The sequence below is a fragment of the Candidatus Cardinium hertigii genome (genome assembly GCF_003176915.1).
In the GTDB taxonomy this organism is placed as follows: Bacteria; Bacteroidota; Bacteroidia; order Cytophagales; family Amoebophilaceae; genus Cardinium; species Cardinium hertigii_A.
Genome location: NZ_CP029619.1, coordinates 678790 through 695026, shown reverse-complemented (window position 1 = coordinate 695026; position 16237 = coordinate 678790). Strand labels below are relative to the sequence as shown.

At 41.0% G+C, this 16237-nt stretch carries 14 protein-coding genes, 2 rRNA genes and 1 pseudogene; 13 read left to right on the top strand and 4 right to left on the bottom strand.

Annotated features, from left to right (window positions below; translation table 11 throughout):
• The 6 genes from rpmA to DK880_RS02780 all read left to right on the top strand — a co-directional run bounded on the left by rpmA (nucleotide 1) and on the right by DK880_RS02780 (nucleotide 4039).
• On the top strand, nucleotides 1–255 hold the full coding sequence (rpmA, locus tag DK880_RS02805) for a 50S ribosomal protein L27 (protein ID WP_109997300.1): 255 nt from the start codon (nucleotides 1–3) through the stop codon (nucleotides 253–255).
• A 136-nt stretch (nucleotides 256–391) separates the two neighbouring features.
• Complete coding sequence (gene rpsP / locus DK880_RS02800) at nucleotides 392–769, top strand: 30S ribosomal protein S16 (protein WP_276527171.1); 378 nt, start codon at nucleotides 392–394, stop codon at nucleotides 767–769.
• A gap of 37 nt (nucleotides 770–806) precedes the next feature.
• Nucleotides 807–1070 (top strand): acyl carrier protein, encoded by a 264-nt coding sequence (locus tag DK880_RS02795; RefSeq protein WP_109997299.1) that lies wholly within the window; start codon nucleotides 807–809, stop codon nucleotides 1068–1070.
• Between the two features lie 18 nt (nucleotides 1071–1088).
• Nucleotides 1089–2339 carry a beta-ketoacyl-ACP synthase II gene (gene fabF, locus DK880_RS02790; RefSeq protein WP_109997298.1) on the top strand — a complete coding sequence of 417 codons (1251 nt, stop codon included), beginning with the start codon at nucleotides 1089–1091 and terminating at the stop codon, nucleotides 2337–2339.
• A gap of 20 nt (nucleotides 2340–2359) precedes the next feature.
• Nucleotides 2360–3061: a ribonuclease III gene (gene rnc, locus DK880_RS02785; protein ID WP_239302502.1), complete on the top strand. Its 702-nt coding sequence runs from the start codon at nucleotides 2360–2362 to the stop codon at nucleotides 3059–3061.
• 351 nt (nucleotides 3062–3412) lie between these two features.
• On the top strand, nucleotides 3413–4039 hold the full coding sequence (locus DK880_RS02780) for a ComEA family DNA-binding protein (protein ID WP_109997296.1): 627 nt from the start codon (nucleotides 3413–3415) through the stop codon (nucleotides 4037–4039).
• On the opposite strand, the gene DK880_RS02775 is transcribed toward DK880_RS02780, so the two are convergent.
• Nucleotides 4034–4837, bottom strand: coding sequence for a hypothetical protein (locus DK880_RS02775; RefSeq protein ID WP_109997295.1), 804 nt, complete (start codon nucleotides 4835–4837; stop codon nucleotides 4034–4036). The genes DK880_RS02780 and DK880_RS02775 overlap by 6 nt on opposite strands.
• A 336-nt stretch (nucleotides 4838–5173) precedes the next feature.
• Between DK880_RS02775 and DK880_RS02770 the strand changes: the two genes are divergently transcribed.
• Complete coding sequence (locus DK880_RS02770; RefSeq protein WP_109997294.1) at nucleotides 5174–5395, top strand: hypothetical protein; 222 nt, start codon at nucleotides 5174–5176, stop codon at nucleotides 5393–5395.
• A gap of 104 nt (nucleotides 5396–5499) precedes the next feature.
• Here the strand turns inward: DK880_RS02770 and dnaG are convergent, their stop codons facing one another.
• Nucleotides 5500–7440, bottom strand: a complete 1941-nt coding sequence (gene dnaG / locus DK880_RS02765; protein ID WP_109997293.1) for a DNA primase — start codon at nucleotides 7438–7440, stop codon at nucleotides 5500–5502.
• A 62-nt stretch (nucleotides 7441–7502) separates the two neighbouring features.
• Between dnaG and DK880_RS05595 the strand changes: the two genes are divergently transcribed.
• The 6 genes and pseudogenes from DK880_RS05595 to DK880_RS02740 all read left to right on the top strand — a co-directional run bounded on the left by DK880_RS05595 (nucleotide 7503) and on the right by DK880_RS02740 (nucleotide 14679).
• Entirely contained in the window at nucleotides 7503–7625 is a 123-nt protein-coding gene (locus tag DK880_RS05595; RefSeq protein WP_262494589.1) for a hypothetical protein, read from the top strand.
• A 309-nt stretch (nucleotides 7626–7934) separates the two neighbouring features.
• Nucleotides 7935–10838 (top strand): 23S ribosomal RNA (locus DK880_RS02760).
• 59 nt (nucleotides 10839–10897) lie between these two features.
• Nucleotides 10898–11009, top strand: a 5S ribosomal RNA gene (gene rrf / locus DK880_RS02755).
• 296 nt (nucleotides 11010–11305) lie between these two features.
• Nucleotides 11306–12712 (top strand): SH3 domain-containing protein, encoded by a 1407-nt coding sequence (locus DK880_RS02750; protein ID WP_109997292.1) that lies wholly within the window; start codon nucleotides 11306–11308, stop codon nucleotides 12710–12712.
• 334 nt (nucleotides 12713–13046) lie between these two features.
• A pseudogene (locus DK880_RS02745) lies at nucleotides 13047–13610 on the top strand (transposase); the annotation flags it as partial.
• Between the two features lie 292 nt (nucleotides 13611–13902).
• Nucleotides 13903–14679, top strand: coding sequence for a porin family protein (locus DK880_RS02740; RefSeq protein ID WP_109997291.1), 777 nt, complete (start codon nucleotides 13903–13905; stop codon nucleotides 14677–14679).
• 189 nt (nucleotides 14680–14868) lie between these two features.
• Here the strand turns inward: DK880_RS02740 and DK880_RS02735 are convergent, their stop codons facing one another.
• Nucleotides 14869–15888: a glycosyltransferase family 2 protein gene (locus DK880_RS02735; protein WP_109997290.1), complete on the bottom strand. Its 1020-nt coding sequence runs from the start codon at nucleotides 15886–15888 to the stop codon at nucleotides 14869–14871.
• 4 nt (nucleotides 15889–15892) lie between these two features.
• A complete protein-coding gene (locus DK880_RS02730) occupies nucleotides 15893–16183 on the bottom strand; it encodes a YbaB/EbfC family nucleoid-associated protein (RefSeq protein WP_109997289.1) in 291 nt (96 codons plus the stop codon).
• Between the last annotated feature and the right edge of the window lie 54 nt (nucleotides 16184–16237).

Genomic DNA, 16237 nt, shown 5'->3' with positions numbered 1-16237 from the left:
ATGGCACATAAGAAAGGTGCGGGGAGTTCCCGTAATGGAAGAGATTCCGCTAGCCAGCGGCTTGGAATCAAGAAATATGGAGGGGAAGCGGTAGGAGCTGGAAATATCCTTGTCAGGCAAAGAGGGACACGCTATTATGCCGGTAAAAATGTAGGCATGGGGAAGGATCATACTTTATTTGCTTTAATGCAAGGATCGGTTGTTTTCAAAAAAAGAAAAGACAATCGCTTCCTAGTATCCATTGCTGTTGGGTAGGGTGCCCTTATGTGGTTTTATGAGGTAGGCAGCAATATTGCTTCCTACTGTTCATGGCTGCTGAAGTAGGGTGTCCTTGTGTGGTTATGGGATAGGGAAGCAAACAAGCATAGAAAATATATAATCTGATAAACGGATGGGAAGAGGCGAACGTGATTCGCTAAAAAGCAGTATTATGGCAGTAAAAATAAGATTAGCTAAATGTGGGAGAAGGCATTGGGCGGAGTATCATATTGTGGTAGCCGATGCAAGAGCGCCAAGGGATGGTCGTTTTATAGAAAAGTTGGGGCATTATAACCCCCATACAGCGCCTTCAACGGTGCATTTAAATGAGGTGCGTGCATTAAAGTGGCTTTTACAAGGTGCGCAGCCTACCGATACGGTTAGAAATCTTTTCTCTAGGCAGGGTATTCTGCTGAAGAAGCATCTGCAAGTAGGTGTCGGGAAGGGAGCCATCACGCAAGAGCAGGCAGAGGAGCGTTTTACTGCTTGGCAGGCGCAGGTGCGGCGGTAGGAGCGTATATAAAATATAGAATAATTTGGTTAATGCAATGAATAGTGAAGATATTAAAGCAAAAGTTGTGGCTATTATTGTGGATAAGCTCAATGTTTCAGCAGAAGAGGTGGTACCTACTGCCCATTTTGCCAATGACTTAGGGGCTGACTCTTTAGATCAAGTAGAACTAGTTATGGAGTTTGAAAAAGAGTTTGATCTATACATTAAGGATGAGCAATCCACTGCGTTACAGACAGTAGGCAGTGTTGTAGAATTTTTGGAGCGGTCGTTGAATGATCGTAAATCTGGCGCCTCCTAATCTTCTTATGGTTTGCATATGACCTGTCCAAGAGTAGTTATTACAGGATTAGGAGCGCTAACACCCATTGGTAGCACTGTCCAGGAATATGGGAATGCGTTATGGGCTGGTCGAAGTGGTGCTGGTTTGATCACTCGATTTGATGCGACTCCATTTGATACACAATTTGCCTGTGAGCTAAAGGCATATGATCCCTATACCTATCTTCCTGCCAAGGAAGTAAAGCGCATGGATCGCTTTACCCAATATGCGATGATAGCGGGAGCAGAGGCCGTGGCAGATGCAGCGTTAATGGACCCTTGCATAGATAAAACAGCAGTAGGGGTAGTATGGGGATCTGGGGTAGGTGGGTTAGGGACAACAGAAGAAACGGTTTTAGCAGCTGTTGATAGGGGGGGATCCCATAAGGTAAATCCCTTTTTTATTCCTAAAATTATCCCAGATATTCCTGCTGGTCATTTATCTATTAAATATGGATTTAAGGGACCAAATTTTGCTACCGTAGCGGCATGTGCTTCTTCTATGAATGCCTTAATATCTGGATTTCAGCTTATTAAATTAGGAGAGGCAGAGGTAGTGTTAACGGGTGGTTCCGAAGCCCCCATTATTCCCATAGGTATTGGTGGGTTTAATGCTTTGAAGGCGCTTTCTAGGCGTAATACAGATTACCTTACTGCCTCACGTCCCTTTGATAAAACGAGAGATGGTTTTGTTATGGGAGAAGGGGCTGCCGCCTTAGTACTGGAATCGTATGCGCACGCTAAGAAAAGGGATGCGAAAATTTATGCTGAAATAGTAGGGATAGGTATGTCAGCGGACGCTTACCATATTACAGCGCCAGATGTAGAGGGGGTAGTATTGGCATTGCAACGTGCCTTAGCAAGCGCGCAGATTTCGCCAGATTGCATCGATTACATCAACGCGCATGGGACGAGTACACCGCTTGGTGATAGCAACGAGATAAAGGCTATCCAGCAGGTTTTTGGTAGCCATGCTTACCAATTGCATATTAGTTCGACTAAATCTATGACAGGGCATTTATTGGGTGCAGCGGGGGCTGTGGAGTCTGTGGCTACTGTGTTGGCTTTACAGCATCAGTGGGTTCCTCCAACCATTAATCATAGGGTGGTAGATGAGACCATAGATCCACATATCAATCTTACTTTGCATAAAGCCATCCCTAAGTCTATTGTATTTGCCCAAAATAATGCCTTTGGCTTTGGTGGACATAATGTGTCCATGATATTTAAAAAATGGGAAGACGCCTAAAGCTGCTTAAGTACTTTCTTATGTGGCATGATTCTGCCACTAGGCAGTTCATTGCTACGGTAAGAGCTATTACAGGTGGTGTACCTTTAAATCTTGCTTTGTATAGGATAGCCCTGCAGCATAGTTCGCTCAAGGAAGGACATACGTCCAACGAACGACTTGAATTTTTAGGAGATGCCTTGCTGTCTTCTATTGTAGCAACTTATCTTTTTAAGAAATTTCCCTTGAAGGGAGAAGGTTTTTTAACGGATATTCGTTCAAGACTGGTGAATAGGGATGCTTTAAATACACTGGCCCGTAAAATGCACCTAGATAAGCTATTACAGTATGATGAAATCCTCGTACACAAAGGTAATAGTAAATATATTTATGGGAATGCATTGGAAGCATTGATTGGGGCTGTTTACTTAGACCATGGGTATGCTTATTGCGAACAATTTGTGCTGGAACGCCTTATAGGAAACTATATAAGTTTAGAGGATTTAATCGCAAGGGATACCAATTTTAAAAGTCAAATTGTGGAGTGGGCTCATAAGCAACGTTTTACTGTACGTTTTAAAACAACCCTAGAGGCTGCCCATCTGTTTACAGCCCAAGTACTTATAGATGAAAAGGTATTTGGAGAGGGGAAAGGCAGGACGAAAAAATGCGCAGAACAATCCGCTGCGCAGCAAGCGCTACAGCAAGTCCAATCTTTTACAGAAGAAAATGCGCCCCAGTAGCTTAAAAGCAAACGACTGGAAGGAATAGCCTTCCGCCCCTACCACGTATGCTATACCATACGCCTACAGACAACTTTCTTCGTACCAACGCTTTCGTCGGTTAGCTGCTCTTTATAATATTGGTCTATAACTACTTTTAATAAATGGATGCATGCTTTTGTATGCTATTGCAGTTGCATGGTTACGCATAGGTCATCCATTATGTTTAGGAAAATGAAAAAATAAATCCTAATTAGGAAAAGGGAGGACTTTTTTTGAAGCGCATAGGGGGTAGGTTAGGATATCCCTTTTTGTACAGATTTTGTATGGTTTGTATCAGTAATAGGTTGTACAATCGCAATAAGGTAGTTTATGTTCAAGGCAATTAGGGAGCAGATTAAAAGATTCTTTTACTTTTCCACTAGGGAAGCAAATGGTTTATCTTGCCTTCTGCTGCTTATTTTTCTTTTAGTAATTGCGCCGCAAGCGTGGCAACTATATGTGACTATATTTTCAGCTAAGCAAGCAGAGCATAGCAGAGATGTTGCTTTATTAGAAAGCTATCTTTGCCTGTTACACGACAATGCAAGCAAAAAAGTACGTATAGACATTAATACAGCCACTGTGCAGCAGCTGTCGGCGATAGAGGGAATAGCCGAAAAATTTGCCGTAACTCTTATACGTTATAGGCATAAGCTAGGAGGTTTTGTATCTGTTGATCAGTACAAAGAGATATATGGACTAACGGATCGTGCACGGGTAAAATTAAGGGAGTGCACAATGGTATCAGCAACATACAAACCTAAGCAATTGTCGTTGAATCATGCTACGTTTCAGGAGCTAGTTACCCACCCTTATATTTCTTTTGCTAAGGCAAAAGCTATGATACGCTATAGGCAGCAGCAAGGGAAGTTTACCACCCTTGCTGAGCTACAAGCCCTTCCCGGCTATCATATGGATTGGGCTACAAAGATAATGCCCTATCTTTCTTTATTATAATAGATAATTAATAAGATTATTAGTCAATTGAAATTTTTTATTTCCCATTTCTTTTAGGTCATTTTCAATACTTTTCATTTCTGCTTTTAGCCCCTCCAAACCTTTTTCTTTTTCTACTTTTAATAGATTTGTAGTTAGTAAAGTAGGTAGCTGCTGCTTTAATAATTTATTAAACATAGATTGTAAAAATTCACTTTGAATGGATAATAAATAGGATATATATTTTGTTCGTTTATTATTATCTCTTGAGGTTTCTCTTTTCAGATCGTTTAGACGCTGCTGAAATTCTTTTGATGTGCTTTTAATTATATCTATTTGTATATCTATATCTATTATATCTATATCTATTAGTGCACCCGCTAGCTCCGGTATGTCATTATCGAATAATTCTTGAGCCTGTTCTAATTTTAGCAGAAATGCACACACTTCCGACTCCATATTGGATAGCTCCTCTTCGCTTATTGTTTCTGATTGAAGTTGAATTTCAATGAGTTTTTTGCATTTCTCTGAATGCTTTTCAAGCAAAGATATAAAATCTGATACTACTGGCTCAATAGTATCTTGATACCATTTGTCTATAAAACTTTTAGTAGCCTTGTCTTTTTCTGCTATGGGCTCAGTACCGGTTTTTACTTGGGATAGTGATTTTATGGATGCTTCTGTTTTTGATTCACTTGCGCTGGCTGGTTTTCCGTTTGTGTCTTTTAGGTTTCGGGCTAATTCATCTTTAGATGACGGTTGCCTAGGGGATTTTCCTCCCTCACACTCACCAGCAAATAGCAATGGGAATAGTGCCATACTTAGGACAGATGGGTGGAATAACCTTCTTGTACAGCAAGCTAAATTTTTAATAAACCCACTAACCATTGGGCGATCTAGTTTTAATTGCTTTGATACGAATACCATAATTTAATTATTTTAATTTGATTTATTTGGGCTACTTCATACATCTAATATATTTGCTGTAAACTTTCTTCAGCATAACGTTTGATACGCATTATATGTAAGTATTAGCATTAAACCAAATGGCCATGCGTAGGGAATGAGGCTATTGAAGTTTTAGTAAACGGATTCCCGAATCTTCAGGAGCTGCATTTAGCGTCTAATAACGTTTGAGATAAAGGGACAAAAGTTTTGTCAAGCGAATTGCCAGCTCTTCAGCGGTTACATCTAAAGTCTAATAAAATTGGGAATGAAGGTATAAAAGCTTTAACAGAGGGATTTCCAAATTTTCAGCAGTTGCATTTATATTCTGATGACATTCCGTGTGAATTTGCAAAAATTTTGGCGGAAACGACCCAGCTACGGGTGTTTAGTAATGGTAGAATTGGAAAGGAAATTGGAAAGGCATTATAAGGCTAATTACAGAGTGCTATTTCAAGTATTATAATTATAAAAAACACCCAGGTCTTAGCATCTAATTTTTAAAAGAGGTTTGATAACTTGCTTAGATCCTATTTTTATTGTGCTACCACTATTCCTAATCGTTTAGCTAAATTGCATTCAGTAGCTTTGAGCATTTGGTGGATCTGTAGAAGCTCTTCCTCTTGGCTTTCGGAACATGCTTGGGTTAAGGTCACCCTATTCTCTTCAATAAGCGCCTGCACCAGGCGCAGCTTTAAACGTATGATTACTTCTATGGTTGCTTGATATAAGAAGTCTACTTCCTTTACCGTGTAGATACCATACTTTGTAGCCCATGCTTCGCTTATTTCATGCCGGCACGCTATCAAATCAATCACGCGCTTCTGCATAGCGGGGTCCCCTTGCGCTAAGATAGCTTGCCTATCAATGGGTTCCCCTTTTCCTAACCTTTCTTTATAGTAGGCTAGCAATGTTTGACACTTTTCAGATCGGAAAACAATATCCCCTAGCTCTAGAAAAATGTATTCATATAAGGCTTTCCCTTCTATTACTGTTGTAGAACCATATAGTATTAGCATCCGCATAATTTCTTGTTCATAGGCCTCAATACTTGCTGTAAGCTTATGGACAAAGGGGATATGCTTCCGGTCCGAATAGGTTTTTTGCACCGAATAGGGGCGTTCCATTTTTTTTCTTTGCGTGATACCAACTGTAGTTTTAGCTGGTAGATGCCGCAATGCATCATAGGTAACCTGTAGGATGGATGGATCTATAGAAAAAAGCTTACTGCACTTTTTAAGAAAAATACTTTGTTCTATTGCATCTGGAATGGCTAGGATGCTTTGGATAATGGCACGTATATTTTTTGCTTCTTCTGTTGGCGTCAATGAAGTCTCTCTAGTATGCAGCATGTCCGCCTTGAAAGTAATAAAATCTTGCGCAGCATTAGCTAAGTAATCGATAAAAGCAGCAGCCCCTATGGTACGGATGTAACTATCTGGATCCATTGTTGCGGGCAAGGGCACTATGTTAACCTCGAATCCCTTGCTTAATAGCGGATCTATATTCCGAAAAGCAGCTTGTTTACCAGCCTGATCCCCATCAAAAACAAGCGTAAGCTTACTGGTCAAACGGCGTAGCGTATGGATCTGTTCTTCCGAGAGGGCCGTACCAGAAAGCGCTACGACCGCTTCTTTACCAATTTTATGAAAGGCCAGTACGTCGGTGTAGCCTTCTACCAAGTAACAATGATTGGCTTGCTTAACCGGTTGTTTTGCCCATGTCAGACCATATAGTATGGTTCGCTTGTGGTAGACAACTGTTTCTGGGGAATTGAGGTATTTTGGGCTGTCTGTTGCAGGCGTAGGCAGCAGCGCTCTGGCACCAAAGGCTACCACTTGTCCGTTGCTATTAGCAATAGGAAAGAGCAATCTCCCCCGAAAGCGATCATATATTTTACCATCGCTTTGGCTAATCAATCCTGCCGAAAGCAACGTTTCCACATTACTTCCTTGTGCAAGCGCAAAGGAATAGAAGCCATCCCAACTGTTTAAGCTATAACCTAAGGAAAACTTTTTAGCCAGGGTAATGGAGATGTCCCGTTGTGTTAGGTAGGGTAAGGCTACTTGTGCCGCTTCCGAGTGGCTCCAGAGCAGCTCGCTAAAATAAGCCTTGGCTAGGTTTAAGGCAGCATAAATCTTTTCGTTTGTAGCTGCTGTTGGGCGTTCTTCTTTATTATTATCTGCTGGGATAAGCGCTATCCCATACTTTTGCGCCAAATAGGTAATGGCCTCTACAAAAGAGCAATGCTCTATCTGCTGTACAAAAGTTATGGCATCCCCTGCTGCGTCGCAGCCAAAACATTTATAAAATCCTTTGCTAGGAGAGACCGCAAAAGAAGGCGTATGCTCCTGATGAAAAGGACAGCAAGCCCATAAGTTTTGCCCTTTCTTTTTAAGTGGGATAAAATCAGCAATTACTTCCTCAATACATACCCTGTTTTGTACAGCAATGATGGTTTCTTGACTGAGCAGCATAGAAGAAAATAAATTTTAACAGGGAATAATATTATCTCTAATTAAAAGAATGGGATTGTATTATGGTTAAAGTAGTATTCCCATTGCTAGCAGCAGCTGCTCGTACGGATGTAGCCGTAGGCATTATGGGACGGTGCCACAATAAAGCATATACTACCCCTAATTTACATACGCATCAGCAATGAAAAGATAGGAATTATTTACAAAATGGCGGTATGAAAATATACAGGAAGGGTAACGTATGGAAAGCCTCTTGGCTGTGTAAGGGAGAAAGGTTCTTTTATTACCCTAAGAGGTATTTTGTATTTTTAATAAAAAGTTATATCTTTGAATTAGGTACGAAGCGGTAGAAGGCTTCGTAAAGATGTTCTTTGACTTATTGTAAAAGCAAGAAGGGTAGGCGTTATTTCCTTTAGGTTGTAAGCTTCTTTAAGTTGTAAGCTTAAGTTAGCCGAAGGCAGAAAGGGTAGAGCGCATGCCAATTTCAAGAGTAGTAAGAAACAAATAAGGGCGTATGGGGAATGCCTTGGCTCTTAGAGGCGATGAAAGGCGTGATAAACTGCGATAAGTTGCGGGGATTGGTTTGTACGAAGTGATCCGCAAATTTCTGAATGGGGCAACCCATGTTACAGCGATGTAGCATATCCCTTAAAATATATTTAAGGGAAGCAAACCTGGGGAACTGAAACATCTAAGTACCCAGAGGAAGAGAAAACAAATAGTGATTCCATGAGTAGTGGTGAGCGAAAGTGGAGAAGCCCAAACCATAGCAGTTTTGGCTGGTATGGGGTTGTAGGGCTAGCGCAACAAATTAAGCGTGGGAACTTAAATTACCTGGAAAGGTAAGCCATAGAAGGTGAAAGCCCTGTCAAGGTAACCATGTTTGATTTAGCTAGTACCCTGAGTAGGTCAGTCCTGGTGAAAGGCTGACTGAATTTGCCGGCACCATCCGGTAAGGCTAAATACTCCTAAGAGACCGATAGTGGACGAGTACCGTGAGGGAAAGGTGAAAAGTACCCTGAATAAGGGAGTGAAATAGTACCTGAAACCATACGCTTACAAGCAGTCGGAGTTTTTATTTTATAGAAATGACGGCGTGCCTTTTGCATAATGAGCCTATGAGTTAATCTTTTCTGGCAAGGTAAATCCTTTAGAAAGGAAAAGCCGAAGCGAAAGCGAGTCTGAATAGGGCGATTGAGTCAGAGGAGTTAGACGCGAAAGCCGGTGATCTACCCATGACCAGGTTGAAGCGTTGGTAAAACAACGTGGAGGACCGAACCAGTGAATGTTGTAACGTTCTTGGATGAGTTGTGGGTAGGAGTGAAAGGCTAATCAAACCGGCAGATAGCTCGTACTCTCCGAAATGTTTTTAGGAACAGCCTTAAGTTTATACTGATAGGGGTAGAGCTACCGATGGGACTAGGGGGGAAACCTACCGTGTCTAGACGAACTCCGAATACTATCAGTTTTGCTTAGGAGTGAGGGTTAGGGCGTCAAGGTCCTAATCCGAGAGGGAAAGAACCCAGACCATCAGCTAAGGTCCCTAAATATATACTAAGTTGAACTAAGATGGTTCAGTTGCTTAGACAGTCAGGATGTTGGCTTGGAAGCAGCCATTCATTTGAAGAGTGCGTAACAGCTCACTGATCGAGCAACAGGGCGTCAATAATGAACGGGCATAAAGTATATTACCGAAGCTATGGCCTTGCTATTAGGTAGCAAGGGGTAGGAGAGCATTCTAATGAAGCTGAAGCTAAGCAAGTGATTCTTAGTGGATTTATTAGAAAAGAAAATGTAGGCATAAGTAGCCAGAATAATGGTGAGAAACCATTACACCGAAAGACTAAGGTTTCCACGGCGATGTTTGTCATCCGTGGGTTAGTCGGGCCCTAAGTTGAAGCCGAACGGCGTAGGCGATGGATAATCGGTTAATATTCCGATACTAGCTAGCAATAGAGAAGGGGGGACGAAGGAGTGAAAGACTTGCCTTCTGACGAATTAGGAGGTTAAAGCCTGTAGATAGAGGTGTAGCAGGCAAATCCACTACACCTGTCGAAGGTGATAGTACTGCAATCCTTAGGGAGCGCAGATAATGGTCCTAATCATACTTCCAAGAAAAGCCTCTAATCGTTAGGTGCTAGCTATCCGTACCGCAAACCAACACAGGTAGTTGAGGAGAATATCCTAAGGTGTTCGAGTGAGTCGTGGCCAAGGAACTCGGCAAAATAGCCCTGTAACTTCGGGAGAAAGGGTGCCTCATTCATCTTCTTTAGGGAGGGTGAGTAGGCCGCAGTGAAGAGGCCCAGGCGACTGTTTACCAAAAACACAGGACTTTGCAAAATCGAAAGATGAAGTATAAGGTCTGATACCTGCCCGGTGCTGGAAGGTTAATAGGAGGGGTTAAGCCGCAAGGTTGAAGCTCTGAATAGAAGCCCCAGTAAACGGCGGCCGTAACCTTGACGGTCCTAAGGTAGCGAAATTCCTTGTCGGGTAAATTCCGACCTGCACGAATGGTGTAACGATCTGGGCGCTGTCTCAGCCACGAGCTCGGCGAAATTGGAGTGGCGGTGAAGATACCGTCTACCCGCAATGGGACGAAAAGACCCCATGAACCTTTACTATAGCTTAACATTGATAATAGGTAGATATTGTGTAGGATAGGTGGGAGGCTACGCAAGTAGCCGCCGGTGAAATACCACCCTTTATCTATGTGTTATCTAATCTTTGGGAGCAAGGAGACAGTGTTTGGTGGGTAGTTTGACTGGGACGGTCGCCTCCTAAAAAGTAACGGAGGCTTTCAAAGGTACCCTCAATACGGATGGTAATCGTATGTGGAGTGCAATAGCATAAGGGTGCTTGACTGTGAGACAAACAAGTCGAGCAGGGTCGAAAGACGGATATAGTGATCCGGTGGTTCCGCATGGAAGGGCCATCGCTCAAAGGATAAAAGGTACTCTGGGGATAACAGGCTGATCTCCCCCAAGAGCTCATATCGACGGGGAGGTTTGGCACCTCGATGTCGGCTCGTCACAACCTGGAGCCGAAGCTGGTTCCAAGGGTTGGGCTGTTCGCCCATTAAAGTGGCACGCGAGCTGGGTTCAGAACGTCGTGAGACAGTTCGGTTTCTATCTATTGCGGGCGTTAGAAGTTTGAGAGGAGCTAACCTTAGTACGAGAGGACCAGGTTGGGTAAACCGCTGGTGTATCAGTTGTGACGTCAGTTGCACCGCTGAGTAGCTATGTTTATAAGAGATAAGCGCTGAAAGCATCTAAGCACGAAACTTTCCTCAAGATGAGACTTCTTTAAGGATGGTTAAAGATGATGACCTTGATAGGTTACAAGTGTAAAGTCAGAAATGGCAAAGCTGAGTAATACTAATTATCCGAATGTTTCTTATTTTTTTCTTAACTTGCTTTTACAATAGTCAATTAATATATTAAAAATATTAAAGATAAATAAAGGTGACGAAAGCGCTGGTGTACACCTCTTCCCATTCCGAACAGAGCAGTTAAGCCCAGTAGCGCCGATGGTACTTCGGTAAAACGCGGGAGAGTAGGTGGTTGCCTTTTTTATTTTTAAACGTCCATTCTATGGAGGGATGGCTATTTGAAGAGGACGTACTAGCTTGTTAAGTTAATGCTTCAATAGTACATACCTATCTAAAAATATTGCCCACTTTATATCCTTCTCAAACTTAATACTACGGGGAAAAAAGATGTCCAGCTGAGATAGGGTTATTGTCCATTCCCGAACGGGTCTGCTCCATGTATCTTCCAGCTTCTTTAGGGCATAAAGTACTAATTTATACTTATACTGGTGAAGGTTCTATATTATTGTGCATAATAGTTACTAACATAACTATTTTATGAAACCTCCAATCTTGTTTTCCGCTCCATTTCGGTTTTTTCCTATAGAAAGGTATAGTCAAGTAACAAGTCAGTGGATTGATCCTAATCAAGAGGGGTATGACCAGCCTATGATGGATGCAAAGGTACAGAAACGTTACGTGGAGCAATTGTGGCAACGGCTTTATGGTAGTGCGTCTCCTTGGCATGAAGCGTACGTTAAAGCAATCCTTCAACAAGAAGCTATTGGATCATGCCAAGAAAAAGCGCTAGTAAGATTCAGCAACCATGATAAATCTGAGCAAGATAAGTGGTATGGAATGAATTTTAGACCTTATTCCATCGAATGGATAAAAGATATAAGAGCAAACATTCCCTTATACGAACTTAAAAACCCAATCTTCCAGGCAGCGCACAGAGCTATTACCATACAAAATCTTGCCGTCAGAATACTCCCTTCACAAGATGTTTGCTTTCGTAGTACCATACCAGGACATGGTTATCCCTTTGATCGGTTACAAGCATCAGCTGTATGGATAGGCACCCCTCTTTACAGCATAGCAGAAACAAAAGATAAAATATGGTCACTTGTTATAATGCCAGATTTTATAGCCTGGATTCCAAGCAGTGGATTCGCTTATGCAGAGGATGCTTTTATCCAAAGATGGAAAGAAGCTGCACAAAATCAACTTGCTGCAATTATACAAACGCAGACACCTTTAGTAGATACAAAGGGAAGATGTATAGCACAAGCTTATGTAGGATCTGTTTTTCCAGTATCTACACGTGAGCATGCAAAAGCAGACAAACTGATACTAAACGTTCCCATTGCCAATGAAGAAGGAAAAGCCTGTTCAGTTGATGTATCGGTTTCTTCGACCCAAGCTGCTTGTATTCCCATACAAACTTCACGAAAGAATTTTGCAAAAATAATGGATACGTTGAAAGAAAGGGATTTTGGTTGGTGCGGTACATCCTTTTATAATGATTGTTCAGCAGAACTTAAGAGTCTGTTTCTCCCATTTGGAATTTGGTTACCTAGACACTCCAGCGATCAGGTAGAAATATCAGAGAAAATGGATAGGAATGGTGCCACCCCAGAAGAGCGGCTTACTTACCTAAAGGATTATGGAGATCCATTTTTAACGATTGTATATATTGGAGGACATGTCTTTTTGTATATCGGCCATTTCCAATATCAAGAAATGGCTATAGCTATGACTTACCAAAATATTTGGGGGATGGCTGATCTATCAGGAGATAGTGTTTCTATTATTGGAAAATCTGTTTTTCTCCCTCTATTGCTTAATTACCCAGAAGATCCTAATCTTAAGAATCTCCTACAACGCCCATTCTTTCAAATAACCCATCTTAAGCACCTTTCAGAAGGACATCCTCGTCTAAAGAAACCTTATGTTGTAGTATAATGAACGTAATATTTTGATTGATTTATACCGATCAGATCGTAATATTGCATGAGTTATATGTACTTATAGCTGTTTGTTACTATGGTCTATCCACTCTTCTTATTATATTTCAACTAATTTTGATTCCTTCATTAGAAGAATATTTTTAACACCTTTTTAGCTCTATTTAAGCACTATAGCTGTACGAAAGTTAGCAGACCAAAAAAGAATAGCCAAAGAGACTATGGATTTCTACATTCCATGGTCTAGAAAAAATAATATTTTAACCTGGTTATCAGAAATGGAAAATATATGTGAGCAGATTTTACATACTAATCCTGTACATTAAAAATATGGATACACAAGTAGAAGTCCACTTCTTTTGTTTAAAATGTTATTGCTGCAGACTTGGTATGGACTGTGAATGCCTATCCAGCGGAAGAAGAAGCAAACGATCGCGTCACTTTTAGCAGATTTTGTGAAATTGCTATGGATAGTTCTGTTCCAGATCATAGGGTAGTAAGCAGATTTAGGACCACCCTTACAGAGCAGAAGGCGCTAGAAAAGTTATTATAAATCATTAATGATTTACATAAAGATGGCATTATAACCGTATCCGAAAGTTATCAAAAAGGAGTAGATCCAGAAGCAAGTTGGATAAAAAAGGGTATACGCTTTTCATGGTTATAAGCGACACCTCCTTGAGGAACTCCCCTTATCTCCTACAGCTAAACGGTTGAATAAATTGGTAGCAAAGACACGTTATAAGGTAGAACACGTATTTGGTGCTATTACAAGTTGCTTCTGTAGTTCAGGAGCCCGTTATATAGGCCTTGCAAAAAACCATACGCAACAACTTATGGAAGCAATAGTCCACAACGTATACAGGTTTCCAAATAGTATAGTAAGTGGTACTTAGGAAGATGGTCTATCCAAAATAGATTAAAACTCTAAAAATCAATAAATAATAAAAATACTAACCCTATAGCATCAAAAATCAAACCAAATAAGCGTAGAAACATAGAAAAAATTATTCTATTGATCTATCACAACAGACTCCTATTGTATAAAAAATAGTAGAAATTTTTTATATTATACTGCTGTTGCAGTAAGCTATACTATACTATGGTTGTTTTAGTTGTCCTATTGTTTGGATCTTAGGGGGGATAACTTTTTTGTTGATTGTTTTGCTTTTTAATCAATTGTTTTATATGAAAAGAATATTTTTACTTTGTGTATTTTTTGTTACGCACGCCTATGCGCAGCAGGAAGAGCCCGTTCAGGAAAGTCCGTTTCGTGCTGGTATAACACTTGGTTTGGGTGCGGCTGGTATCCATGGGGAGGGAGACCCTAAGTTTGATCCTGATGAAGTAAGAAAAAATATAAAAAATACATATACTGGTCCTATCAGTGGAAAAATAAGTAATCTTGGTTTTGCAGGGATGGTTGGTGCTTATTTTTCTTATGCTTTTTCAAATTATATCAGTGGAGAAATTCAAGTGAATCCCATAGTAAGGGGCATATTTTTGCATGATAAAGAAGTAAAGACATTAGAAGGAGATGAGGCTACACCAATGATAGCGTTGTTTAGTGGCGGTTTATCTTTTCCACTGCTGGGTTGTCTTCATCCATTTGGTAGCCAGAACGGTTTGAAGTTGCTTGCAGGTATGGCGCTCGATTTTCTTACTTTACGTAAAGAGTTTAAGAAAGCTCCTATGGGTATAGAAAAAGATAAAGCTAGGGACGTGGATTTTACTAACTTTAAAGATAAATTACGCAATTGGGATGTGGCTTTCGTAATCGGTATAGGTTATGAATGGCGTTCTGGATGGGGTTTGGGTATAAGACACCATAGAGGATTGTTGGGTTTCTTAAAGAAAGATGGCCTAGCAGACGAGCTGTTTACGGGTAGCGATATAACTGGTATAAAAAATATTAAAAATCATCATACTATTATTACATTGAATTACAGTATAATTCGGCCTTAATTGCTATATTGCTATACCTTTCAAGGGAGTACATTCTTCACTTTGTACAGGGTTCCGCAAGTTATGGCCAAGCGACTTGTAAGCCATACTGCGCTCGGAGCAGATGCTAAGTAGGTAGCTTTTGGGTTATAGCTTGCTCCCTAGAAGCAGTAGTAAGGAGGATCTCCTTTTGGGAGATTCCATGCCTCTTTACCATGCGTTATCAGGGAGATCCGAAAACCGCTTTTTGCCTCTAATAAAGTAATCAAGAACACTATTCCCTTTGTATCTGTGGCGTAAAGGCAATAGAGAGCGGTTGATGTTACCTTTTTTTCTTAATTTGAGGAAATCTATTTGTGCTTTACAGATTGCCCAGCTGTGGTTCCCCTTCCCAAGAAAAAGATAATAGCAGGCTGCCAGTAAATCTAAGCCACTTCGCTTTATGGTAGAGCAGAGGGTAGAACGCTCGTTTTTATAAAGCATAAGTGCTCTATTTCTAAAGTTGAAATAGGTTTTTTGGGGATTATGGTAGGCTAGGGTTGCACCCCCTACGTGGTATACGCTACTGCTGCCACAGTAGTAGACTTTCCAACCTGATAGCTGTAGCCGCCAGCACAGATCGATTTCTTCGAAGTGAGCAAAGAAAAGTGGATCAAAGCCGTTTAATGCGTGAAAAGCTTCCGCGCGTATGCATAAACAAGCGCCGCTTGCCCAAAAAACAGGCCGTGTATCATTGTATTGCCCCTGATCCTCCTCTAGCTTGTGGAATAGCCTGCCCCTACAAAAAGGATAGCCATGGCGATCTATGTAGCCACCAGCTGCTCCAGCATAGTCAAATTGTGTAGGTGCTAGAAGGGATAAAATCTTAGGCTGACAGCAAGCAATAGAAGAATCCGATTGCATAAGTGCCAAAGGAGCTTGCAACCAGTTTTCTGTAACCAATATATCGTTGTTCAATAGCAGGTAATAGGTAGCCTTGATTTGCTTAAGTGCTAAATTATATCCTTCTGCTACCCCATAATTTGTTGCATGTACAATACAGGTTACCTGTGGAAAATATTGCCGTAGGTAAGCTACCGATCCATCCGTGGAAGCATTGTCCACTACGATTACGGCATGCCCTTTGCTATAAAGCAATAAAGGAGGTAAATATTGCTTTAATAAAGCCATCCCATTGTAGTTGAGTACTACAATAGCTAAGTCATGGCCTATAGAAGCGGTCCCCTGCATACTGCTATGCCTCCATTGTGCTGTTTTGTATAGCTGTTTGTATCTTCTCTTCGATTTCTGTTAAAGCCAGATTGGTAGCACCTATGATCAGTTCTTCTATTATTTTTTTGTCCTTTGTTTGGAAGAGGCTTTCATCAATGGTAACAGCTGTTAGCTGTTTGTTTCCATTTACCGTTACCTTTACCAATCCAGCACCTGCTTCCTTAGTAAGGACTAGTTGCCCCATTTGTTGTTGGAGTGTTTCCATTTTTTTTCGGAATTGATCCATTTGTCCGAATAGCTTTGTGATGTCCATGATGAAATAATTAAGATGGTAAATGCAATTGTTTTAATTTCCCTTGTAAAGGAT